We start from the raw sequence: 21,815 nt of genomic DNA on the forward strand, positions 1-21,815 counted from the left end.
TACCGATGTCCTTTCCTCTGCTGACAGCGACGGCGGCGCTCCCGGCCCTCGGGGCGATCGCCACGGCCGCCGTCCCGGCCCAGCGGCGCAACGCCGCGAAACTGCTGGCGCTGACCGTCTCGCTGGGCACGCTGGTGCTCGCCGCGATCGTCGCGTTCCGCTTCGACCCCGGCGGCGACCGGTACCAGCTCACCGAGTCCCACGCCTGGATCGCGGACTTCGGAGTGCGCTACGAACTGGGCGTCGACGGCATCGCGGTGGCGCTGATCGGGCTCACCGCCCTGCTGATCCCGTTCATCATCCTCGCGGGCTGGCACGACGCCGACCCGCTGGAGACCGGCAGCAAGCGGTGGCGGCCGACGCAGGGCTTCTTCGCCCTGATCCTGGCCGTCGAGGCGATGGTGATCATCTCCTTCGAGGCCACCGACGTCTTCCTCTTCTACATCTTCTTCGAAGCCATGCTCATCCCGATGTACTTCCTCATCGGCGGCTTCGGCGACCGTGCCCACCAGCACGGCGAGGAGACAGCGGCCACGCAACGCTCGTACGCCGCCGTGAAGTTCCTCCTCTACAACCTGGTCGGCGGTCTGATCATGCTGGCCGCGGTCATCGGCCTGTACGTGGTCGCCGGGAACTTCTCGCTCCCGGAGATCGCCGAGGCCCGCGCCGACGGCACCCTGGAGATGGCGACCAACACCGAACGGTGGCTGTTCCTCGGCTTCTTCTTCGCCTTCGCGGTGAAGGCGCCGCTGTGGCCGCTGCACACCTGGCTGCCCAACGCCATGCAGGAGTCCACCGCCCCGGTCGCCGTCCTCATCACGGCCGTCGTCGACAAGGTCGGCACCTTCGCGATGCTCCGCTTCTGCCTCGGACTGTTCCCCGAGGCCAGCACGTGGGCGACGCCCGCGATCCTCGTCCTGGCGCTGATCAGCATCATCTACGGGGCGCTGCTCGCGGTCGGCCAGCGGGACATCAAGCGGCTGGTGGCGTACGCGTCGATCTCGCACTTCGGCTTCATCATCCTGGGCATCTTCGCGATGACCAGTCAGGGCCAGTCCGGGGCGACGCTCTACATGGTCAACCACGGCATCTCGACCGCCGCCCTGATGCTGGTCGCCGGATTCCTGATCTCCCGGCGCGGCTCCCGGCTCATCGCCGACTACGGCGGGGTGCAGAAGGTCGCTCCGGTGCTCGCCGGCACCTTCCTGATCGGCGGTCTCGCGACGCTGTCACTGCCCGGACTCGCCCCGTTCGTCAGCGAGTTCCTGGTCCTGGTCGGCACGTTCGCGCGCTACCCGGTGGTCGGGATCATCGCCACCGTCGGCATCGTCCTCGCCGCGCTCTACACCCTCGTCCTCTACCAGCGGACGATGACGGGCCCGGTGAAGGCCGAGGTCGAGGGGATGCCCGACCTGAGGGTGCGCGAGCTCGTGGTGGTCGCCCCGCTGGTCGCGCTGCTGATCTTCCTGGGTGTCTTCCCGAAGCCGCTCACCGACATCGTCAATCCGGCGGTCGAGCACACCATGTCCGACGTCCAGAAGAAGGACCCCCAGCCCGAGGTGGAGGCGGCCAAGTGAGCGCATCAGCCGTCCACAGCCTGTGGACAACCGCGGCCGACCCGATCACCAAGATCGACGCGCCGAAGATCGAATACGGGCAATTGTCGCCCACCCTGATCGTCATCGGCGCGGCGATCATCGGGGTCCTGGTCGAGGCCTTCGTGCCACGCAAGTCCCGGTACTACGTGCAAGTGTTCGTCTCCGTGGTCGCCCTCACGGCGTCCTTCGCGGCGGTCGTCGCCCTCGCGGCGGGCGGGTACGGCACCACGAAGGCCGGCATCGCGGCCATGGGCGCCATCGCCGTGGACGGACCGGCCCTGTTCCTCCAGGGCACGATCCTCCTCGCCGGCGTCCTCGGCGTCTTCACCTTCGCCGAACGCCGCCTCGACCCCGAGACCCACGGCAACAAGGTCGACTCCTTCGCCGCACAGGCCGCCTCCGTGCCCGGCAGCGACAGCGAGAAGGCCGCCGTCAGGGCCGGGTTCACCACCACCGAGGTCTTCCCGCTGCTGCTCTTCGCGATCGGCGGCATGCTGATCTTCCCGGCGGCCAACGACCTGCTGACCCTCTTCATCGCCCTGGAGGTCTTCTCCCTCCCGCTGTACCTGCTGTGCGCCGTGGCCCGCCGCAAGCGGCTCATGTCGCAGGAGGCCGCCGTCAAGTACTTCCTCCTCGGCGCCTTCGCCTCCGCCTTCACCCTCTTCGGCATCGCCCTGCTCTACGGCTACGCGGGCTCGGTGAAGTACGCGACGATCGCCCAGGTCGTCGACGGCACCATCGGAGACATCAACCCCGCCCTCGCCGACACCATGGGCAACGACGCGCTGCTGCTCATCGGCGCCGCCATGCTCGTCATGGGCCTGCTGTTCAAGGTCGGCGCGGTGCCGTTCCACATGTGGACCCCGGACGTCTACCAGGGCGCCCCCACCCCGGTCACCGGCTTCATGGCCGCCGCGACCAAGGTGGCCGCCTTCGGCGCGCTGCTGCGGCTGCTGTACGTCGTGCTGCCCGGCCTGCGCTGGGACTGGCGGCCGGTCATGTGGGCCGTCGCCATCGTCACCATGCTGGCCGGCGCCATCGTGGCCATCACCCAGACCGACATCAAGCGCCTGCTCGCCTACTCGTCGATCGCGCACGCCGGCTTCATCCTCGCCGGTGTCATCGCGGCCTCGCCCGACGGCGTCTCGTCGGTGCTGTTCTACCTGGGCGCCTACTCCTTCGTGACCATCGGCGCGTTCGCCGTGGTCACGCTGGTGCGCGATGCGGGCGGCGAGGCCACGCACCTGTCCAAGTGGGCCGGGCTCGGCCGCAGGTCCCCGCTGGTGGCGGCCGTGTTCGCGGTCTTCCTGCTGGCCTTCGCGGGCATCCCGCTGACCTCCGGGTTCGCGGGCAAGTTCGCCGTGTTCAAGGCGGCCGCCGAAGGCGGCGCGGGCGCGATCGTCGTGGTCGGTGTGATCTCCTCGGCCATCGCCGCGTTCTTCTACATCCGCGTCATCGTGCTCATGTTCTTCAGCGAGCCCCGCCCCGAGGGGCCGACGGTCGCCGTGCCGTCACCGCTGACCATGACCGCGATCGCGGTCGGCGTCGCCGTCACCCTGGTGCTCGGCGTCGCACCGCAGTACTTCCTGGACCTGGCGGGGCAGGCGGGAGTGTTCGTGCGCTGACGCTCCGGCGCGAGCGCTCCGCCACGGCTTCGGCGCGCTCCGTCACGGTACGTGCGACGGGCCCGGTCCCCTCCCAGGGGGGCCGGGCCCATCGTGCATATGAGCGAGCGGTGGCGCGGCCGGATACGGCCCGCACGGGTGGAGCCTGTGGATAACTCTGAGGCTGTCGGTGCGGGCGCCTATCGTGGCAAGGGCTGGAGGAAGCACGGACGGCACAGGGCGTACGGCACAGGACGCAAGGGCGCGGGGAACCGGCCATGATCGGGACGGGCGGGACGAGTGTGATGGCGGACGAGGACAGGACGACCGGGTCGGACAGCGAGGCGCTGGCCGTGCTCCACCGGGTCTTCGGATACGACGCCTTCCGGGGCGAGCAGGAAGCGATCATCGAGCATGTGGTCGCGGGCGGCGACGCCGTCGTCCTCATGCCGACCGGCGGCGGAAAGTCCCTGTGCTACCAGATCCCGTCCCTGGTCAGGCCCGGCACCGGCATCGTGATCTCCCCGCTGATCGCGCTCATGCAGGACCAGGTGGACGCCCTGCGGGCCCTCGGCGTGCGCGCCGGGTTCGTCAACTCCACCCAGGACTTCGACGAGCGACGCGTGGTCGAGGCCGAGTTCCTCGCGGGCGAGCTGGACCTGCTCTACCTCGCGCCTGAGCGCCTGCGGCTCGACGCCACCCTCGATCTGCTGGGCCGCGGCAAGATCTCCGTCTTCGCGATCGACGAGGCACACTGCGTCTCCCAGTGGGGCCACGACTTCCGGCCCGACTACCTCTCCCTCTCCCTCCTGGGCCGGCGCTGGCCGGACGTGCCGCGCATCGCGCTCACCGCCACCGCCACCCGCGCCACGCACCGCGAGATCACCGAGCGGCTGGACATGCCCCGGGCCAGGCACTTCGAGGCCAGCTTCGACCGGCCCAACATCCAGTACCGCATCGTGCCCAAGGCCGACCCGAAGAAGCAGCTCCTGTCCTTCCTGCGCCAGGAACACCCGGGCGACGCCGGCATCGTCTACTGCCTCTCCCGCAACTCCGTCGAGCGGACCGCCGAGTTCCTCAGCAAGAACGGCGTGGAGGCGGTGCCGTACCACGCGGGCCTGGACGCGGGCACCCGTGCGGCACACCAGTCACGGTTCCTGCGTGAGGAGGGGCTCGTCGTCGTCGCCACGATCGCCTTCGGCATGGGCATCGACAAACCCGACGTACGGTTCGTCGCCCACCTGGACCTGCCGAAGTCCGTCGAGGGCTACTACCAGGAGACCGGCCGCGCCGGCCGTGACGGACTGCCGTCCACGGCCTGGATGGCGTACGGCCTCAACGACGTCATACAGCAGCGCAAGATGATCCAGGGCAGCGAGGGCGACGAGGCGTTCCGCCGCCGGGCCGCCAGTCACCTCGACGCCATGCTGGCGCTCTGCGAGACCGCCCGCTGCCGACGCGGCCAACTCCTCCAGTACTTCGGGCAGGAACCCCAGGCCGAAGGCTGCGGCAACTGCGACACGTGCCTGCTGCCGCCGGAGACCTGGGACGGCACCGTCGCCGCGCAGAAGGTGCTCTCCACGGTGGTGCGGCTCCAGCGCGAGCGCGGGCAGAAGTTCGGCGCCGTGCAGATCGTCGACATCCTGCTGGGGCGGCGGACCGCGAAGGTCATCCAGTTCGACCACGACCAGCTCTCCGTCTTCGGCATCGGCGAGGAACTCGGCGAGGGCGAATGGCGGGGAGTCGTACGGCAGTTGCTCGCCCAGGGGCTCCTCGCGGTCGAGGGCGAGTACGGCACGCTCGTGCTCACCGAGGACAGCGGAGCGGTGCTGCGGCGCGAGCGGGACGTGCCGCTGCGCAAGGAACCGAAGAAGCCGGTGACCTCGCGGACGGCGTCGGGCGGCGGTTCAGGTGGCTCAGGCTCCGGCCGGGGCGAGCGCAAGGCCAAGGCGGCGGCCGTCGAGCTGTCGGACGACCTGCTCCCCGTCTTCGAGGCCCTCCGGGCCTGGCGCGCCGAACAGGCCCGCGAACAGGGCGTGCCCGCCTACGTCATCTTCCACGACGCCACCCTCCGCGAGATCGCGGCCACCGCGCCCGCCTCCGTCGCCGAGCTGGGCACGATCAGCGGAATCGGGGAGAAGAAGCTCGCGACGTACGGGGAGGGGGTGCTCGGGGTCCTCGCCTCGCTGGGCGGCGCAGGAACCGGCGCCGGTACTGACGAGGGCCCTTCGGACGCCCCCGCCCGCACCGCCACCGGCGCCCCCGCTCCCGCTGCCGAGGGCACGAGAGGCCCGGCGCGCGCGACACACGCCGCGAACCCGGACGGTGACGCGCACGACGCCTTCGACTGGCCGGACGACGAGCCGGAACCCGAGCCGGACGACTGGGCGTAGCAGCCGCACCACGGGGGGAGCGGACCGCCGCCCGGGCGCGGGCGGCGCAGGGGGGTGAGCATGGACGCGCAGGACACGGGGACGGGACTTCGTCGGCATCCTGTTCTCCGCCGCCGACAGGATCCAGGTCTTCCGCTTCCTTGGGGACCGGCCCGCCGACACGGCCCGGGGCATCTACTTCGCGGAGACATCGTCATGCTCACCGACGACGACTGCGGTGTCACCGCGGAGTGGATGCATGCCTGGAACGAGGCCAAGCACAGATTGGGCTTCCGTGTCTTCGGCGTGGCCACAGGCGCACCACGGGTCGGCGAGGCCGACTCGGTCCTGGACGCCCTGTGCGACAACCTCCGTTCCATGGAGGACCTCACCGACGTCCACGCCGCCGCGGACCTGTTCCGCGTGATCTGACCCGGACGCGGGAGGTCCCGTACGGCGGTGAGGGCGCCCGGCGGGGGCATGGGCCAGCCCTGAGCCGGACGCGCCGTTCTACCCCTGCGCCCCCACCACCTTCCCGCTGACCTCGCCCAGGCCCACCTTCGTGCCGTTCGGGCCCGGGGCCCATGCCGTGAGGGTCACCTCGTCGCCGTCCTCCAGGAACGTGCGCCTGCCGGTCGGGAGGTCGAGCGGGTCGCGTCCGTTCCAGGTGAGCTCCAGCAGCGAACCCCGCTGGCCGGGGTCGGCCCCGCTGACCGTGCCGGAGCCGTACAGGTCGCCCGTGCGCAGCGAGGCGCCGTTCACCGTCATGTGGGCCAGCTGCTGCGCGGCCGTCCAGTACATCGTGGCGAAGGGCGGCTCCGAGACGACATGTCCGTTGATCGCGACGCTGATCCGCAGGTCGTACCCGCCGGGATCGATGTCCGGCGCGGCGTCGTCCAGGTAGGGCAGCAGCGGGTGCGTACGCTCCGGCGGCGCCACCCGCGCCTCCTCGAGCGCCTCCAGCGGCGTGATCCAGGCCGAGACCGACGTGGCGAACGACTTGCCCAGGAACGGCCCGAGCGGCACGTACTCCCAGGCCTGGAGGTCGCGCGCCGACCAGTCGTTGAGGAGGCACATCCCGAAGACGTGGTCGCGGAAGTCCCCCAGCCCCACCGGCCGGCCCCGCTCCGAGGGCGCCCCGACCACGAAGCCGACCTCCGCCTCGATGTCCAGCCGCACCGACGGTCCGAACACCGGCGCCGGATCGGCAGGCGCCTTGCGCTGTCCGGCCGGCCGCACCACCTCCGTGCCGGACACCACGACCGTGCCGGACCGGCCGTGGTAACCGATGGGCAGGTGCTTCCAGTTGGGCGTCAGCGGGTCGGGCGCGTCGGGACGGAAGATCCGCCCCACGTTCCGGGCGTGGTTCTCGGAGGCGTAGAAGTCGACGTAGTCGGCCACCTCGAACGGCAGGTGCAGTGTCACCGAGGACAGCGCGTGGAAGTGCGGCGCGATCGTCTCGCGGTGCGAGGGCACCGTCAGCCACGCCGTGAGCGCCCGGCGCAGGTCCGACCAGGCCGTGCGCCCCGCCGCCAGCAAGGGGTTCAGCGTGGGGTGCGCCAACAGCGCGGCGTACGGGGAGCCGAGGGCGTGCGCCGCCGCGGCGGCGTCGAGGACGTGGTCGCCGAGCCGGACGCCGACGGTACGGGTGCCGGCGGTCCCGGCGTAGGCCGAGGGGGCGTCGGACGCGCCGAGGGAGAAGACGCCGTAGGGGAGGTTGTGCGGACCGAAGGGGTGACCCTCGGGGACGTCGAACGGGTGACCCTCGGGGACCTCGTCGGGGACATCGAAGGGGGGCATCGGGTGCTGCCTCGCTCTCGTGCGTTCCGTCGTACCTCTGGTCGCGGCTCACGTTACGGGGCGGTGCCAAGATCGGGGAGTGTCTAAAGAGTTCGCAATGTCCTGATAGGGGAGGGTCGGAAGGAAAGGTTCCGGCTTAGCGTCCTCTGGGGGACACGGACGGGGTGGATCCGGGTCCGGTAGGGGGACACGTGGGGGGACCCGTGGCCATGGGCACTTGGGGTGCGCCGGTACAGGCGGACCGGGACGTTCCGGGACTCGTCGTGAAGCTCGGCGACTATCCGCTGCACCACGGCGGCGTCGGAGCCATCCGCAGCCTGGGCCGGCTCGGCGTGCCGATGTACGCGATCACGGAGGACCGGTACACACCGGCCGCCGTCTCGCGCCATCTGCGGCGCGCGTTCGTGTGGCCGACCACCGGGACGGAGGAGCCCGGGTGGCTGGTCGACGGGCTGCTGCGCATCGGCCGGCGGATAGGGCGGCCCACCGTGCTCGTCCCCACCGACGAGGAAGCCGCCGTGCTCATCGCCGAGCACCAGGAGGAGCTCGCGACCCGCTTCCTCTTCCCCCGCGTCGACGCCGGGCTCCCGCGCCGCCTCGCCAGCAAACAAGGGCTGCACGAACTCTGCGTGGAGCACGGCATCGCCAGCCCCGCGAGCTCGTTCCCGCAGTCGTACGACGACGTGGAGCGCTTCGCGCAGCGGGCCCGCTTCCCGGTGGTGGCCAAGAACCGGGAGGCGTTCGAGCGGCGCAGGCAGCCCGCGGTCAACGGGACGACCCGCATCGCCGACCGGGAGTGCCTGCTGCGGCTGGCCCGCGACTGGGGCGAGCGGCCCGGGGTGATCCTCCAGGAGTACCTGCCCCGGGAGGACGCCGAGGACTGGATCGTGCACGCCTACTTCGACGCGGACTCCACACCGCTCGCGATGTTCACCGGGGTGAAGGTGCGCTCGTGGCCGCCGCACGCGGGGATGACGGCGAACGCGTACGTCGTCGACAACCCCGAACTCGCGGACATCGCCGCCCGGTTCATCAAGCAGATCGGATTCGCCGGCGTCATCGACCTCGATCTGCGGTTCGACCGGCGGGACGGGCGGTACAAGCTGCTGGACTTCAACCCGCGGATGGGCGCGCAGTTCCGGCTGTTCGAGAACGAGGCCGGGATCGACGTCGTCCGCGCCATGCACCTCGATCTGACCGGACGCCCGGTGCCGGAGGGGGAGCAACTCGCCGGACGCCGGTACATCGTGGAGAACATCGATCTGGCGGCCCTGCTCGCCTACCGGCGCAGCGGCTACACCACTCCGCACGCGCCGCCGCGCGCGAGCGGGACCGAACTGGCATGGCTCGCGGGTGACGACCCGCTGCCGTTCCTCACGATGCTCGCGCGCTTCGTACGACCGGGCGCGAAGCATCTCTACCAGCTGTGGCGGGCCAACCGCCTCGGCAACGCCCGCGTGCGCCCCTAGGCCGTAGGGCCGTCGGCGCACGTGGGCACGCGCGTGACCACACGAAGTAGGCATGAGGTGTCCTGGGGAGGGACTTCGTGATTCAACCGGTAGCAGTCATCGGTGCCGGGCCGTTCGGTCTGTCCACCGCCGCGCATCTGCGGGCGCGCGGCATTCCCGTCCGTGTCTTCGGTGAACCCATGGTGAGCTGGCGGGACAACATGCCCGCCGGGATGCTGCTGAAGTCCACGCCGGCCGCGTCGAGCATCGACGCGCCGCAGCACGGCCACACCCTGGCCGACTACTGCGACGCGGCGGGGATCCGGCGGCTGGTGACGGACGAGGACATCATTCCCGTCGAGACGTTCATCTCCTACGGCGAGTGGTTCCAGCAGCGGCTCGTACCCGACCTGGAGAGGGTGCGCGTGGTCTCGGTGGACCGGAGCGAGAGCGGCGGCTTCGAACTGAAGCTGGACTCGGGGGAGTCGTTCACCGCGCGGGCCGTCGTCGTGGCGAGCGGGCTGTTCGGGCTGGCGCACCTGCCGGCCGAGCTGGCGGGCGCGGTCGTGGACGGCCCCACGCCAGCGGGGCCCCTCTCGCACAGCTCCCAGCACGCCGACCTGAGCCGGTTCAAGGACCGGGAACTGATCGTCGTGGGCGCGGGGCAGTCCGCCCTGGAGACGGCGGTCCTGGCGGCCGAGGCCGGCGCGCGGGTCCAGGTGGTGGCGCGCGGGCACGGCGCCGTGGCCTTCGGCGCGCCCCCGTGGCGGCAGCCGAGGCTGCGCCCCGAGTCGCCGTTCGGGCGGGCCTGGTCGCTGTGGGCGCTCAGCTACTACCCGCACCCCTACCGGTACCTGCCCGCCGCCGGCCGGCACTACCTGGTCCGGCGGGTGCTCGGGCCGCTGGGCGCGTGGTGGCTGCGGGACCGGTTCGAGGGGCACGTGGAGGTGCGGGAGGTGGACCGGGTCGTGCGCGCCGGCGTCATCGACGGGCGCCCGGTCCTCGTGGCGCGCGGGCACGACGGCCGTACGGCGGAGCTGGGCGCGGATCACGTCATCGCGGCGACGGGGTACCGGGTGGACCTCGGGGCGATGGGGTTCCTCGGGCACGAGCTCCGTACGGAGCTGGGGGTGAGCCGGGGGACGCCGGTGCTGGGGGCCGGGTTCCGGTCGTCGATCCCGGGGCTGTACTTCACGGGGTTGCCGGCGGCGGCGTCGTACGGGCCGGTGATGCGGTTCGTGTGCGGGACGGAGTTCGCCTCGCCTCGGTTGGCCCGGCATCTGGCGGCGGCTCACGGGTGAGGGGCCCGGGACGAGCTCGGGTGGGGGCGGTGCGTCGCGGGGTGCGGGTCCGGTGGGGGTTCTCGCGCCCACGCGGCGGAGCCGCATGTCGGTACAGCCCCGCGCCCCTTTCGAGGCCTGCGGCCATCTCAAGGCCCGCGGCCGTCCCGAGGCGCGCGGCCGTCCCGAGGCGCGCGGCCCTTTCGAGGAGTGCGGTCGTCTCGAAGGCGCGTGCCGCACCCGCTCCCCCTGAACCCCCGTTCGGGCAAAGGGGGTTGACCTCGGGGGGCGTCAGGGCGTTCCGGGCGGTCGGGGTGGCGTACGTCGTCCGGTTCGGGTCGAACCGATGGGGCGTCGCATCCGTATTCTCTGATCATGGCCGCTCCCACCGCATATTCACTCATCGCCACTGACCTGGACGGAACGCTCCTCCGTGGTGACGACACGCTCTCCGACCGGTCCCTCGCCGCGCTGGCGCGGGCCACGGAGGCCGGTGCCCAGCACCTCGTGGTGACGGGACGGCCGGCGCCCAGAGTGCGCCCCCTCTTCGACGACCTCGGCAGCAGGGGGCTCGCGGTGTGCGGACAGGGCGCGCAGTTGTACGACCCCGGCGCGGACCGGCTGCTCTGGTCGGTCACCCTGGACAGGGAACTCGCCGAGACCGCGCTCGGCAAGATCGAGGCGGAGGTCGGACAGGTGTACGCGGCCGTCGACCAGGACGGTGTCGACGGCCTCACCCTGATCGAGCCCGGCTACCTCATGCCGCACCCCACGCTGCCGGCGCTGCGGGTGCCGCGCCGGGACGACCTGTGGTGCGAGCCGATCAGCAAGGTGCTGTTGCGCCACCCCTACCTGTCGGACGACGAGTTGGCCTCGGCGGCGCGGATGGCGGTCGGCTCGCTGGCGACGGTCACGATGTCGGGGCCCGGCACCGTCGAACTCCAGCCATGCGGCATCACCAAGGCGACGGGGCTCGCGCTGGCCGCCGACCACCTCGGGCTGACCCCGGACGGGACCATCGCCTTCGGGGACATGCCCAACGACATCCCGATGTTCGACTGGGCCGCGCACGGCGTCGCCATGGCCAACGCCCACCCCGAGCTCAAGGCCGTCGCCGACGAGGTGACCCTCTCCAACGAGGACGACGGGATCGCGGTGGTGCTGGACAGGCTGTTCCGCTGAGACAGGGCGTTCCCCTGGGCCCGCCGGCCCAGGGGAACGAGTGCGGAGCCGGTGAGGGCTCAGTACGGACCGAACACGTTGTCGATCGAGCCGTACCGGTCGGCGGCGTAGTTGCAGGCCGCCGTGATGTTCGCGACCGGGTCGTACGGGTCGTACGGGGTGCCGGACACGTGGTAGGCGGCGAACGTCGGGTCGATGACCTGGAGCAGGCCCTTCGACGGGGTGCCCGCGGCCGCGTTGGAGTCCCAGTTGTTGATCGCCAGCGGGTTGCCCGAGGACTCGCGCATGATGTTGCGGTGGATCCCGTTGTACGACCCGGGAATTCCCTTCTGCGCCATGATGTCCAGCGACTCGCGGATCCAGCCGTCGAGGTTGTCCGGGTAGGTCTTGACCGACGCCTGCGTGGCCTTGGCGGTCTTCGAGGCCGTCGACGCCTTCTTCGCCGTGGCCGCCTTCGTCCCGTTCACCTTGAGCTTCAGCCCCGGACGGATCAGGGCCGGGTTGTCGCCGACGGCGGCACGGTTGTCCTTGTAGAGCCGCTGCCAGCCGCCCTTGACGCCGCGCTCCCGGGCGATGGAGGAGAGCGTGTCGCCGGAGACCACGGTGTAGGTCGCGGACTTGGGCTGGGTCACGGCCGGCGCGGACTGCGGCGCCGACTGGACGGAGCCGACGGCCTGGGCCGGGGTGGCGGCGCTCGCGGTCGTGGCGACCGTGAGCGGGAGGGCCAGGGCGGCCCCGCCCGTTCCGGCGGCGAGCACGCCACGGGTGAACGCGTTGCTTCTGGGACGGCGGTGTTTGCCTCGTGCGGGCATGGCGGATTCCTCTCCGTCGCCTGCGAGGTGAGCTGTCGGGTTCGGGCTGGAGATGCCCGGCCGCGCGCGTCGTCCCGGCGGCCGCTGTGCGTGCCGCGTCCACCGGGCTACTCCGCGTGGCTGCACCCCGAGCCGGTCCGATGGGGGAAATGCCGGACCGGCGCTTACCTGGGTCCCCCGCTCCTGCCGTGCGTGGATGAGTGGTGATGGGTGGGGAGTCCGGGCGGCGGCAGGATTCGGCGGTCCGTCCGGACGGGGTGTGAACGTATGCGAGAGCACACGATCGGAACAAGTCCCGGTTTGGTCGATAGGTCTAGTTGACCTTGAGTTTGGTGTGATTCGGTGGCAATTTCCGATGCGTGTTCCGGGGTCAACTTGCCTGCCGCAAAGGGAAAATCGGCGCGGTGGCGGATGGGTGCGCCGGGCGGGGCTGGTGACCCAACTCACGGGAGGAGTGGGGTGAAGTGCTGGGTATGCGGCAAATCGGTCAAGTCGGGCTGTGTGTTCGCGGGTGAATCCGAGGGAGTTCGGAGGTCCGTGAGGGTCTTCGAGTGTCCGTGGGGGCCTCCGGACGCCCGCGGGGGTCTCCGGCGGTGGCGTGGGTACCCGGGGCGGGCCTCGCGCGGGTGCCGTACGCGCGTCGACCCGTGGGCGCTCGTGGTGATCGAAAGGTGACCGGATACGCTGACTCGGGTGATGGCAGCGACAGATCGACAAACTGTGTCATCGACCGTGAGAGCGAACCAGACCGACCGTGTGACCGTGTGATCGTCAGTAGACGTCAGCAGACAGGAGAACCCTCGTGACCGTCGTCGAGCCGTTTGGGCTGAGCGCGCGGGACCAGGCTCTCGAAGCCGATGTCCAGGCCGGAATGGCGGCCGTCGAGGAGGGTCTGCTGGAGGCGACCAAGAGCGAGGTCCCCTTCATCCAGGAGGCCGCCCAGCACCTGCTGCGCGCGGGCGGCAAACGGTTCCGCCCCCTGCTGGTGATGCTCGCGGCGCAGTTCGGCGACCCGTACGCGCCGGGAGTCGTGCCCTCGGCGGTCGTGGTCGAGCTGACCCATCTCGCCACGCTGTACCACGACGACGTGATGGACGAGGCCGAGGTGCGCCGGGGCGTGCCGAGCGCCAACGCCCGCTGGGACAACTCCCTCGCCGTCCTCACCGGCGACTTCCTCTTCGCCCGCGCCTCCCACGTCCTCGCCGACCTCGGCCCCGACGCCGTCCGCATCCAGGCCGAGGCCTTCGAGCGGCTGGTCACCGGGCAGATCCTGGAGACCGCCGGTCCGCGCGACGGCCGCGACCCGATCGACCACTACCTCGACGTGCTCGGCGGCAAGACCGGTTCGCTGGTCGCGGTCGCCGGACGGCTCGGCGCGTTGATGGCCGGGGCCGACGAGACCGTGGTCGACATCCTCACCCAGTACGGGGAGCGGCTCGGCGTCGCCTTCCAACTCGCTGACGACGTCCTCGACATCGCCTCCGACTCGCACGAGTCCGGCAAGACCCCCGGCACGGATCTCCGCGAGGGCGTGCCGACCATGCCGGTGCTGCGGCTGCGCGAGCGGGCGGGCCGGCTGGGGCTGGCGGACGACATCGCCCTGTGCGAGCTGCTCGACTCCGACCTCACCGACGACGCCCGCCACGCCGAGGCCCTGGCCCGCCTCCGCGTCCACCCCGCCCTGGAGCAGGCCCGCCGCGACACGATCCGCTACGCGGAGGAGGCCCGCGCCGTGCTGGCCCCCCTCCCGGACTGCGACGCGAAGGCGGCGCTGGTGGAGCTGTGCGACGCCGTGGTGCACCGCGCCGGATAACCACGGGCGCCGGACAGCCCCCCGCGCCGGATCCTCGTCGCCTCGGACGTCGCCGCGCCCGGTCGTCCTCGGGCCGGATCGTCGGCTGCGGGGTCGGTCGTCGGCGGCGTCCCCTACGGGTCGTGGGGAGGCGCCGCCTCGTCATGTCATCCCTGACGGTCCGCCATGTCATCCCGTAGCAGTACGTGGAGTTGAGTCCCGAGTCTGACGATTCCCTCCGGCCGATTTGGTCAGATGGGTATCACCACTCCTCACCGATTCGGGTGAGAATGGCGGCTGAGAGCAGACGCCGCCGCCGACGACGGAGGTAAGGCACACATGGCACCGTACGAAACCGACGACAGCGCCCGGTCCGGCGACGCGGCCGTGCTCGCGGCCGAGGCCGAGGAGGCGCGCTCGGCACGGCGACGCAAGGCCGCGCGGTACGTCGTCCCGGTCACCGTGCTGGGCGTGGCGGCCGCGACCATCGGGCTCGTCCCGGCCTTCGCCGGCTCCGGTGACCCCGATCTGCCGAAGATCAGCGCGCAGGAACTCATCGAGAAGATCGCCGCGTCCGACGTACAGCAGGTCTCGGGCACGGTGAAGATCACCACGGATCTGGGCCTGCCCGACCTGGGCGGCCTGGCGGACAGCCTGGGATCGCAGGGTGCCCCCGGGGGCGACGGCGACTCCTCCGCCGACCCGTCCTCCAAGCTGCTCGAACTCGCAACCGGCACCCACACGTTGCGGATCGCCGCCGACGGCCCCGACAAGCAGAAACTGTCGCTGCTGGACGAGGCGGCCGAGTACAGCGTCATCCACAACGGCGACGACCTGTGGGCGTACGACAGCGCCTCGAACGAGGTCTACCACGCGACCGACGCCGGCCCGAAGGGTGAGGGCGAGGACCGCGCGGGCAAGGGCGGCAAGGACGCCCCGGACACCGCCGAGGACGTGCCTGCCACGCCCCAGCAGCTCGCCGAGGAGGCCCTGAAGGCCGTTGACGACACCACGTCCGTGGCCGTCGACGGGACCGCGCAGGTCGCCGGGCGGGACGCGTACAAGCTGGTCATCAAGCCGAAGCAGTCCGGCTCCACGGTCGGGGCGATCTCCATCGCCGTCGACGAGAAGACGGGGCTGCCGCTGAAGTTCACGCTCACCCCGGCGAGCGGCGGCGCGGCCGTCGTGGACGCGGGCTTCACGAAGGTCGACTTCGGCAAGCCGAGTGCGTCGACGTTCGACTTCACCCCGCCGAAGGGCGCGAAGGTCACCGAGGCGGACGAGGCCGAGAAGTCGGCCGGCCACGAGTCCGGGTCCGGCGACTCCCTGTTCGAGGGTCCCGGCAAGCACGGGGAGTTCAAGAACGAGGACGGCAAGGGGCTCAAGGCTCCCGAGGGCTCCGAGGAGGAGTTCGCCAGCGGGCTCGACGGGCTGAAGATGATCGGCAAGGGCTGGAGCACGATCGCCGTGATCGACGGCGGGTCCGAGGCCGGCATGCCCACCGACGGCGGCGAGTCGTCCGGCGACGCCCGGGTCGACGGCTTCCTGAACTCCCTCGGCGACCAGGTCAAGGGCGAGTTCGGCTCGGGTACGGTCTTCAAGACCCGGCTGATCAACGTCCTCTTCACCGACGACGGCAAGGTGTACGCGGGCGCCGTCACCAAGGACGCCCTGGTGAAGGCGGCGAACGCGGCCAAGTAGAACCGCAGGGCGCGGTGATGCCGGTTCGGTGGGCCGGGTCGGTGGAGCGGTGGCGCCGGTTCGGTGGGCCGGGTCGGTGCAGGAGTGATGTTCGGCCGTGGGCCGGGACGGCTGGTACGCCGTCCCGGCCCCTCGGCCGTACCCGAGGGGAGCCATGAGCGACGCAGCCATCCACACCCAGGGACTGACCAAGACCTTCCGCGGCGGACAGGTGGCCGTGGACCACCTGGAGCTGACGGTTCCCAGCGGCAGCGTCTTCGGCTTCCTCGGCCCGAACGGCTCGGGCAAGACCACCACCATCCGCATGCTGATGGGCCTGATCGAGCCGACCTCGGGCACGGCCCAGGTCCTCGGCCGGCCCATGCCGCGCTCCACCCGGACCGTTCTCCCGCACGTCGGCGCGCTCATCGAGGGCCCCGCCCTCTACGGCTTCCTCTCCGGCCGCGACAACCTGCTCCGCTACGACTCCGCCGACCCGACCGCCGACCCGCGCACCCGGCGTACGCGGGTCGCGGCCGCCCTCGACCGGGTGGGGCTCGCGGCCGCCGCCGGCAAGAAGGCGAAGGCGTACTCGCTCGGCATGAAGCAGCGGCTGGGCCTTGCGGCGGCCCTGCTCCAGCCGCGTCGCCTGCTCGTCCTCGACGAGCCGACGAACGGGCTGGACCCGCAGGGGATGCGTGAGATCCGCACCCTGGTGCGGGAGTTGGCGTCCGACGGCACCACTGTCTTCCTCTCCTCCCACCTGCTCGACGAGATCGAGCAGGTGTGCACGCACGCCGCTGTCATGGCCCGGGGCCGGCTCATCACCCAGGGCGCGGTGACCGAACTGGCCGCCGGCGCACGTGGCCGTCTCGTCGTCACCACGCCCGACACGGCGGACGCGGCCCGGGTGCTCAAGGAGCAGGGAATCGCGGACGTGGCCGTGGCCGAGGTGGGTGGCCGGGTGACGGCGGAACCGCCCCCGCCCGCCCGCGACCTCGCCGAACTGACCGCCGCACTGGTCACCGCGGGCGTCCGCGTCCGCGGCTTCGCCCTCGAACGCGCCTCCCTGGAGGACGCGTTCGTGGCACTCACGGGGGAGGGTTTCGATGTCGCGGGCTGACACGTCCGGGCCGCAGGCCCCGCAGGAGACGCCGGAGACGCCGGACACACCGGATGCGCAGGATGCATCGGATGCACCGGGCACATCGGGTGCATCGGGCGCGCCGGACACGCCGCCGGAGGCGACCGCACCGGCCGTCGCGCAGGCCATCGCCCCCGTGCGCACCCCCAGCCTCCTGTGGACCTTCGGGCTGTTCCGCAGCGAGCTGCTGACGACCTTCCGGCGGTGGCGGACGATCGCGCTGCTGGGTGTCCTCGCGGCCGTGCCGATCCTCGTCGGGATCGCGGTGCGGATCGAGACGGGCGACGGGTCGTCGATGGGCGGCGGTCCGGAGGGCGGTGGCGGTGGCGGGCCCGCGTTCATCGCGCAGATCACCAACAACGGTCTGTTCCTGGTGTTCACGGCGCTGGCCGCGACGCTCCCCTTCTTCCTGCCGATGGCGGTCGGCGTGATCGCCGGGGACGCGATCGCGGGCGAGGCGAACGCGGGCACCCTGCGCTACCTCCTGGTCTCACCCGCCGGCCGGACCCGGCTGCTGCTCACCAAGTACGCGACGACCATGACGTTCTGCCTGGTCGCGACCCTGGTGGTCGCGGCCTCCGCACTGGCCGTCGGGGCGCTGCTGTTCCCACTCGGGGACCTCACCACGATCTCCGGTACGCGGATCAGTTTCGCCGAGGGCCTGCTGCGGGCCCTGCTGATCGCGCTGGCGGTGGCGGCGTCACTGATCGGCGTCGCGGCCCTCGGGCTGTTCATCTCGACGCTCACCAACAGCGGCATCGCCGCGATGGCCACCACGGTCGGGCTGCTCATCACCGTCCAGATCCTCGACCAGATCCCCCAGCTCGACGCCCTCCACCCGTACTTCTTCTCCCACTACTGGCTGTCCTTCGCCGACCTGATGCGCGAGCCGGTCTACTGGGACGACCTCCAGCGCAACCTCGGTCTCCAGGCCGTGTACGCGGCGGTGTTCGGGTCGGCGGCATGGGCGAGGTTCACGGCGAAGGACATCACCGCCTGACGCGACGGCTCAGGCGGCGGCCTCCTCCGTGTCGTACGGGAAGCGCGCGAACGGCGGCTCCGCGGTGAGGAAGGTCTTCGCCCGGGTCAGGGCGGCGGTGTCCCGGAGCACGTCGCCGGGCTTGCTGCCGTTGCCGAGGAGCACGCCGCCGAAGCGCATGCCCAGGTACGCCGCCGAGTGGTTGAGCGTCCCGATGAGGGGCTCGGTGACCTCCTCCTCGTCGTGGGCGAGCGCGGTGACGCCCCAGAGGGTGCGGCCTGCCATGGTCTTCTTGAAGTCGACCCCCGGGGTGCGCAGCCAGCCCGACCAGTGGTCGAGGTAGCGCTTGACGTGGGCGGACACGGAGTACCAGTACAGCGGCGACGCGATCACGATGTCCGTGGCCGCGAGCGTGGCGTCCAGCAGCAGCGCCCGGTTGTCACCCTCGGGCCGTACGTGGTCACTGTCGTGCCGAAGGTCCTCGAAGTCCGGCAGCGGATGCCGGGCCAGGTCGATCCACACCTGCTCGACCTCGGCCGGCAGCTGTTCCGCCGCCGCGCGGGCCAGCATCTCGGTGTTGCCGTCGGACCGGCTGCTGCCGAGCACGAACAGGAAACGGCGGGTCATGGGGCCCCCTCGGGTGTGCGGCGTACGACGATTATGTGCACAGACAATATATGCGCACGCATGTGATGCCAAGAGGGGGTCACTCCCGGACGGGGTCGACGGCCTCGCTGGTTTTGGTGGCCTCGTTGCTCTTGGCGGTCTCGGTGGTCTCGGTGGCCTCGGCTGCTTCCGCCACGCGGAGGAGCAGGGCCTCCTCGCCGGGCCGGGCGACGAGTTGGAGGCCGACCGGGCAGCCGTCGGCGTCGTAGCCGGCCGGGATGCTCAGTGCCGGGTGACCGCTGAGGTTGAACGCCCAGGTGAGGGCCGTGGAGTAACGGTCACCGGGACCGTCGTGACCGTGCGGGGGGTTGGGTGTGGTGGGGGTGAGGATCAGGTCGGCCCCGGCGAAGAGCGCGGCGAGCCGCCGGTCGTTCTCGGCGCGGATCTCTTGGGCCGCACGAAGGTCCGCCGCGTCGACACGGGCGTCGGCCCCGGACCGGGCCCCGGCGCGGAGGGTGAGCCAGGCGGGCCCCGGGTCCTCCAGGACGAGCGCGCCGGTCGGCCCCGGGGGAGGAGGGGCCTGTCGCACGAGCCCCGCGCCCGCGAGGTGGTGGGCGGCGGCACGGGCGATCGCGACCAGCCCGGGTTCGACGTCGGCGAACCCCAGGTCGTCCGACCAGACGGCGACGGGAGGAGTCGGGGCGGGGGCGACGGCGGATGCCGACTCCCGCACGACTCCGGCGGCTTCCGTCACGCAGCGCCAGTACGCCGCCGCGTCGGACGCGTGACGGGTGAGGACACCGGCCGAGGCGAGGCCGGTGCGGTCGGGGGAAGGGAGGAGCCCGTTCGTGGACTTCAGACCGACGATGCCGCACCAGGCGGCCGGGATGCGTACCGACCCGGCGCCGTCCGTGCCGGTCGCCAGCGGTACGAGGCCCGCGGCGACCGCCGCCGCGGACCCGGCGGAGGAGCCGCCCGGCGTACGGTCGGCCCGCCAGGGGTTGACCGTACGGCCGCCTGCCCCGAGACCCCAGGTCTGCCAGGGCGTACCCGGGCCGGGCACGGAGGTCGCACCCACGGGTACGCACCCGGCGGCGACCAGCGCGCGGGCCGCCGCCGTACGCGGCCCGGACCGCCCCTTCACACCGATCGGCACCCCGGCCAACGGCAGTCGCTCGCCTGCGGCGACCCGCACGTCCACCTCCCCGGCCCGCCGCAGGGACTCCTCCGCCCACACCTCGATGAACGCGTGCAGTGTGGGCTCGACCCGCTCGATCCGGGCGAGCGCGGCTGCGACGACATCGACGGCCCGCCACTCACCCGTGCGTACACCCTCGGCGATCCGCACGGCCGAGAGGTCCGACAGCCCTTCGCCGACGAGGCCGCCGGATGGCTGGGGTGAGCGAGGGTGCGGCGAGGTTCGCGGATGCATGGCCTTCCGGGGGTGTTCGGTCTGCTCGGGCGGTTGGCTTCTCGGGCTGCCCAGGCGGGATTGGCTGCTCGGACTGCTCGGACTGCTCGGACTGCTCGGACTGCTCGGACTGTTCGGGCTATTGGGCTGGTGGGCCTGCAAGTGGCTCGGGATCTTGGGGCCGCTTGCACTCCCCGGGCATCCCGCGGTTCGCGACTCCGGCCCGGCGGCTCGCGGCCGGCGTCTCGGGTCTCGCGGGTCACGGCTCGCGACTCGCGCCTCTCGCTTTCGTCTCCTTCCGCGCCGACCCCGCCCCTACGGTCGGCTGAATGCGCCACGCTTCCTCAGCGGCCCGGGCCGCCCATTCCCCCCGGTGTGGGTGGCGTCGGTGGCTTCGGCGGGGTGGAGATGTGGGGGCGGGTCGGGCCGGTCGGGGGTGTCGCCGGGCCGGGGCCGAGCCCAGCGGCTCCACCGCTCGCCCCACCCGTACGGCGCTTGGCCGCGTCCGCGACCGGGTTGCCGGAGGCAGGACCGTGCGGCCCCGTCGCGGGGCCCTGCTGCCCCGTGATCCCCTGACCGGTCGGCGACCGCTGCCCGGCCGCCGTCCGGAGGCTCGCCGACCCCTGCCCGGGGCCCGCCTTCGGTCCGGCCACGGTCGACGCCACCGCCACCTCCGGCGCCTGCTGGGCCGTCAGCTGGTCCTTCGTCAGGTAGGGGCGGGGTTCGACCTTCCAGGACGGGGCGTTCGGGTCCACCTCGCGGCGCACGACGCGTTCCATGAGGGTGGCCATCTCGACCGGGCCGATGCCGCCGGGGACGGGCGTGAGGTGCTGCGGGATGTCGTATGCCGCCCGCTGGACGTCGCCCTTCACGGTGCCGTCCGCCTGCGGGACGAACCCGGAGTCGACGACGAGCCGGTGGTGGGGACGGAGGTGGTCGGGGCCGAGGATGCCGGGGTTGCCGGTGACGGAGACGACGATGTCGGCGTCACGCACCCGCCGCAGGTCGTCCCCGGCGTCGAGCTCCATCAGCCGGTGGCCCCGCTCGCGCAGGGTGGTGACGACGCCCTGCCCGACGAACCCCTTGCTGCCGACGACCGCGATCACCGGGTCGTCCTTGGCGAAGGGTTCCACGACCCGGCAGATGCCCTCGGCCGTGGCGCACGCGGCGTACGGGGAACGGCCCTTGGTGAGCGCGTCGATGTCCTTCGCGGGATCCATGCGCTGGACGAGCGGCTGGAGGTGGGCCGGCGGCGGGAACTGCACGATGATCGCCCGGGTCGCCGGATCCTGGTTCGCCTGCTCCAGCACCGCCGCGAACTGCGCACGCGTGGTGCCCGGCGGCATCACCACGTGGTTCGCCTCGAAGCCCAGATGCTCGAAGCTCTTCACCTTCTGCTCGGCGGAGACCTTCGACGCCTCCAGCTTCGCCTTCCACTCCGGCGGATCGTTCTCCGCGGGCTGGAAGCGGACGATCGTCACCCGCTGTCCCGTCGGGGCCACGTCGTCCCGGTAGCGGGCGTACAGGTCCTTCGCCTGTTTCAGTACGTCACGCCCCGACACATGCTCGGTCATCCGTCAGCTCACCCCCGGGTCGCTTCGTGGTCGATACGGGCGAGTACCTGGGGGACGGGTTCGAGCCCGTGGCCCAGGAGTTCCTCCACGTCCCGCGCGGTGAACGTCCGGTCGCCGGACAGGTCGTCGACGTGTCCCTCCGGGCCCGCCGTGAGGACGATCTGGGTGAAGGACTCGGGCCCGGTCGGGTCGTGGTAGGAGAACGCCCCGAAGTGGGCGATCCAGAAGACCTCGACCGGCTCCGCGCCGAACGCCCGCCGCAGAGCGGGCAGTACGGCGTCCGCGACGCTGCCGAAGTCGTCGGTGACACCCCGGTCGTCGGGGTTGCTCGCCAGCTCCGACACCACCGCGACCACCCGGCCGGTGACGGTGGAGCGCGCGGCCCGCACCAGCGTGTGCGCGCGCCCCGCCCGGCGGTGGCGCCAGTCGACGACGTCCTCGAAGTACTCCAGGGTCGGGTTGTCCATGGTTGTCTCTCCCCGTCGGCCGCGGACGAGAACCGCTCTCGGTTCGTTTCCGCTGGTGGCCGCCTT

16 protein-coding genes and 1 pseudogene are annotated in these 21,815 nt (G+C 71.8%); 11 read left to right on the forward strand and 6 right to left on the reverse strand.

Annotated elements, in window-relative coordinates; genetic code table 11:
• Positions 1–5: 5 nt before the first annotated feature.
• From GWK25_RS03615 to GWK25_RS03630, 4 genes and pseudogenes are all read left to right on the forward strand, one after another.
• Positions 6–1,577 carry an NADH-quinone oxidoreductase subunit M gene (locus GWK25_RS03615; protein ID WP_215448463.1) on the forward strand — a complete coding sequence of 524 codons (1,572 nt, stop codon included), beginning with the start codon at positions 6–8 and terminating at the stop codon, positions 1,575–1,577.
• Positions 1,574–3,223: an NADH-quinone oxidoreductase subunit NuoN gene (nuoN, locus tag GWK25_RS03620; RefSeq protein ID WP_215448464.1), complete on the forward strand. Its 1,650-nt coding sequence runs from the start codon at positions 1,574–1,576 to the stop codon at positions 3,221–3,223. The genes GWK25_RS03615 and nuoN overlap by 4 nt, the downstream gene beginning before the upstream one ends.
• A 257-nt stretch (positions 3,224–3,480) precedes the next feature.
• Positions 3,481–5,595, forward strand: coding sequence for a DNA helicase RecQ (gene recQ / locus GWK25_RS03625; RefSeq protein ID WP_215448465.1), 2,115 nt, complete (start codon positions 3,481–3,483; stop codon positions 5,593–5,595).
• Positions 5,596–5,665: 70 nt separating this feature from the next.
• A pseudogene (locus GWK25_RS03630) lies at positions 5,666–6,006 on the forward strand (hypothetical protein); the annotation flags it as partial.
• 78 nt (positions 6,007–6,084) lie between these two features.
• On the opposite strand, the gene fahA reads toward GWK25_RS03630, so the two are convergent.
• Positions 6,085–7,374 (reverse strand): fumarylacetoacetase, encoded by a 1,290-nt coding sequence (fahA, locus tag GWK25_RS03635; RefSeq protein ID WP_215448466.1) that lies wholly within the window; start codon positions 7,372–7,374, stop codon positions 6,085–6,087.
• 209 nt (positions 7,375–7,583) lie between these two features.
• On the opposite strand from fahA, the gene GWK25_RS03640 reads away from it, so the two are divergent.
• The 3 genes from GWK25_RS03640 to GWK25_RS03650 all read left to right on the forward strand — a co-directional run bounded on the left by GWK25_RS03640 (position 7,584) and on the right by GWK25_RS03650 (position 11,284).
• Positions 7,584–8,843 (forward strand): ATP-grasp domain-containing protein, encoded by a 1,260-nt coding sequence (locus tag GWK25_RS03640; RefSeq protein ID WP_215448467.1) that lies wholly within the window; start codon positions 7,584–7,586, stop codon positions 8,841–8,843.
• Between the two features lie 77 nt (positions 8,844–8,920).
• On the forward strand, positions 8,921–10,123 hold the full coding sequence (locus tag GWK25_RS03645) for an NAD(P)-binding domain-containing protein (protein ID WP_215448468.1): 1,203 nt from the start codon (positions 8,921–8,923) through the stop codon (positions 10,121–10,123).
• A 354-nt stretch (positions 10,124–10,477) separates the two neighbouring features.
• The gene (locus GWK25_RS03650) at positions 10,478–11,284 is read left to right on the forward strand and encodes an HAD family hydrolase (protein ID WP_215448469.1); all 807 of its coding nucleotides are present in this window, start codon (positions 10,478–10,480) and stop codon (positions 11,282–11,284) included.
• Between the two features lie 59 nt (positions 11,285–11,343).
• On the opposite strand, the gene GWK25_RS03655 is transcribed toward GWK25_RS03650, so the two are convergent.
• A complete protein-coding gene (locus tag GWK25_RS03655) occupies positions 11,344–12,096 on the reverse strand; it encodes a LysM peptidoglycan-binding domain-containing protein (RefSeq protein ID WP_215448470.1) in 753 nt (250 codons plus the stop codon).
• A gap of 802 nt (positions 12,097–12,898) precedes the next feature.
• On the opposite strand from GWK25_RS03655, the gene GWK25_RS03660 reads away from it, so the two are divergent.
• The 4 genes from GWK25_RS03660 to GWK25_RS03675 all read left to right on the forward strand — a co-directional run bounded on the left by GWK25_RS03660 (position 12,899) and on the right by GWK25_RS03675 (position 17,712).
• Positions 12,899–13,909, forward strand: coding sequence for a polyprenyl synthetase family protein (locus GWK25_RS03660; RefSeq protein ID WP_184904774.1), 1,011 nt, complete (start codon positions 12,899–12,901; stop codon positions 13,907–13,909).
• 318 nt (positions 13,910–14,227) lie between these two features.
• Positions 14,228–15,589, forward strand: a complete 1,362-nt coding sequence (locus tag GWK25_RS03665; protein WP_215448471.1) for a DUF2092 domain-containing protein — start codon at positions 14,228–14,230, stop codon at positions 15,587–15,589.
• Positions 15,590–15,743: 154 nt separating this feature from the next.
• Positions 15,744–16,691, forward strand: coding sequence for an ABC transporter ATP-binding protein (locus tag GWK25_RS03670; protein ID WP_215448472.1), 948 nt, complete (start codon positions 15,744–15,746; stop codon positions 16,689–16,691).
• Positions 16,678–17,712, forward strand: coding sequence for an ABC transporter permease (locus GWK25_RS03675; RefSeq protein ID WP_251828698.1), 1,035 nt, complete (start codon positions 16,678–16,680; stop codon positions 17,710–17,712). The genes GWK25_RS03670 and GWK25_RS03675 overlap by 14 nt, the downstream gene beginning before the upstream one ends.
• Positions 17,713–17,721: 9 nt before the next feature.
• On the opposite strand, the gene GWK25_RS03680 is transcribed toward GWK25_RS03675, so the two are convergent.
• From GWK25_RS03680 to GWK25_RS03695, 4 genes are all read right to left on the reverse strand, one after another.
• Entirely contained in the window at positions 17,722–18,318 is a 597-nt protein-coding gene (locus GWK25_RS03680; RefSeq protein WP_215448473.1) for a flavodoxin family protein, read from the reverse strand.
• Positions 18,319–18,397: 79 nt separating this feature from the next.
• Positions 18,398–19,729: an amidase gene (locus GWK25_RS03685; protein ID WP_215448474.1), complete on the reverse strand. Its 1,332-nt coding sequence runs from the start codon at positions 19,727–19,729 to the stop codon at positions 18,398–18,400.
• Between the two features lie 323 nt (positions 19,730–20,052).
• On the reverse strand, positions 20,053–21,282 hold the full coding sequence (locus GWK25_RS03690; protein WP_251828699.1) for a tetrahydrofolate dehydrogenase/cyclohydrolase catalytic domain-containing protein: 1,230 nt from the start codon (positions 21,280–21,282) through the stop codon (positions 20,053–20,055).
• Positions 21,283–21,290: 8 nt separating this feature from the next.
• Complete coding sequence (locus GWK25_RS03695; RefSeq protein ID WP_215448475.1) at positions 21,291–21,749, reverse strand: hypothetical protein; 459 nt, start codon at positions 21,747–21,749, stop codon at positions 21,291–21,293.
• Positions 21,750–21,815: the final 66 nt, after the last annotated feature.

It is taken from the genome of Streptomyces sp. ATCC 21386 (assembly GCF_018728545.1).
Lineage (GTDB): Bacteria > Actinomycetota > Actinomycetes > Streptomycetales > Streptomycetaceae > Streptomyces.

What these genes read in the sequence shown, in the direction of transcription:
- GWK25_RS03670 (WP_215448472.1), top strand. Translation starts at nt 15,744, where the DNA reads ATGAGCGACGCAGCCATCCACACCCAGGGACTGACCAAGACCTTCCGC.
- GWK25_RS03680 (WP_215448473.1), bottom strand. Translation starts at nt 18,318, where the DNA reads ATGACCCGCCGTTTCCTGTTCGTGCTCGGCAGCAGCCGGTCCGACGGC.
- GWK25_RS03640 (WP_215448467.1), top strand. Translation starts at nt 7,584, where the DNA reads ATGGGCACTTGGGGTGCGCCGGTACAGGCGGACCGGGACGTTCCGGGA.
- GWK25_RS03685 (WP_215448474.1), bottom strand. Translation starts at nt 19,729, where the DNA reads ATGCATCCGCGAACCTCGCCGCACCCTCGCTCACCCCAGCCATCCGGC.
- GWK25_RS03695 (WP_215448475.1), bottom strand. Translation starts at nt 21,749, where the DNA reads ATGGACAACCCGACCCTGGAGTACTTCGAGGACGTCGTCGACTGGCGC.
- GWK25_RS03650 (WP_215448469.1), top strand. Translation starts at nt 10,478, where the DNA reads ATGGCCGCTCCCACCGCATATTCACTCATCGCCACTGACCTGGACGGA.
- fahA (WP_215448466.1), bottom strand. Translation starts at nt 7,374, where the DNA reads ATGCCCCCCTTCGATGTCCCCGACGAGGTCCCCGAGGGTCACCCGTTC.
- recQ (WP_215448465.1), top strand. Translation starts at nt 3,481, where the DNA reads ATGATCGGGACGGGCGGGACGAGTGTGATGGCGGACGAGGACAGGACG.
- GWK25_RS03655 (WP_215448470.1), bottom strand. Translation starts at nt 12,096, where the DNA reads ATGCCCGCACGAGGCAAACACCGCCGTCCCAGAAGCAACGCGTTCACC.
- GWK25_RS03675 (WP_251828698.1), top strand. Translation starts at nt 16,678, where the DNA reads ATGTCGCGGGCTGACACGTCCGGGCCGCAGGCCCCGCAGGAGACGCCG.
- GWK25_RS03665 (WP_215448471.1), top strand. Translation starts at nt 14,228, where the DNA reads ATGGCACCGTACGAAACCGACGACAGCGCCCGGTCCGGCGACGCGGCC.
- GWK25_RS03615 (WP_215448463.1), top strand. Translation starts at nt 6, where the DNA reads ATGTCCTTTCCTCTGCTGACAGCGACGGCGGCGCTCCCGGCCCTCGGG.
- GWK25_RS03690 (WP_251828699.1), bottom strand. Translation starts at nt 21,282, where the DNA reads ATGACCGAGCATGTGTCGGGGCGTGACGTACTGAAACAGGCGAAGGAC.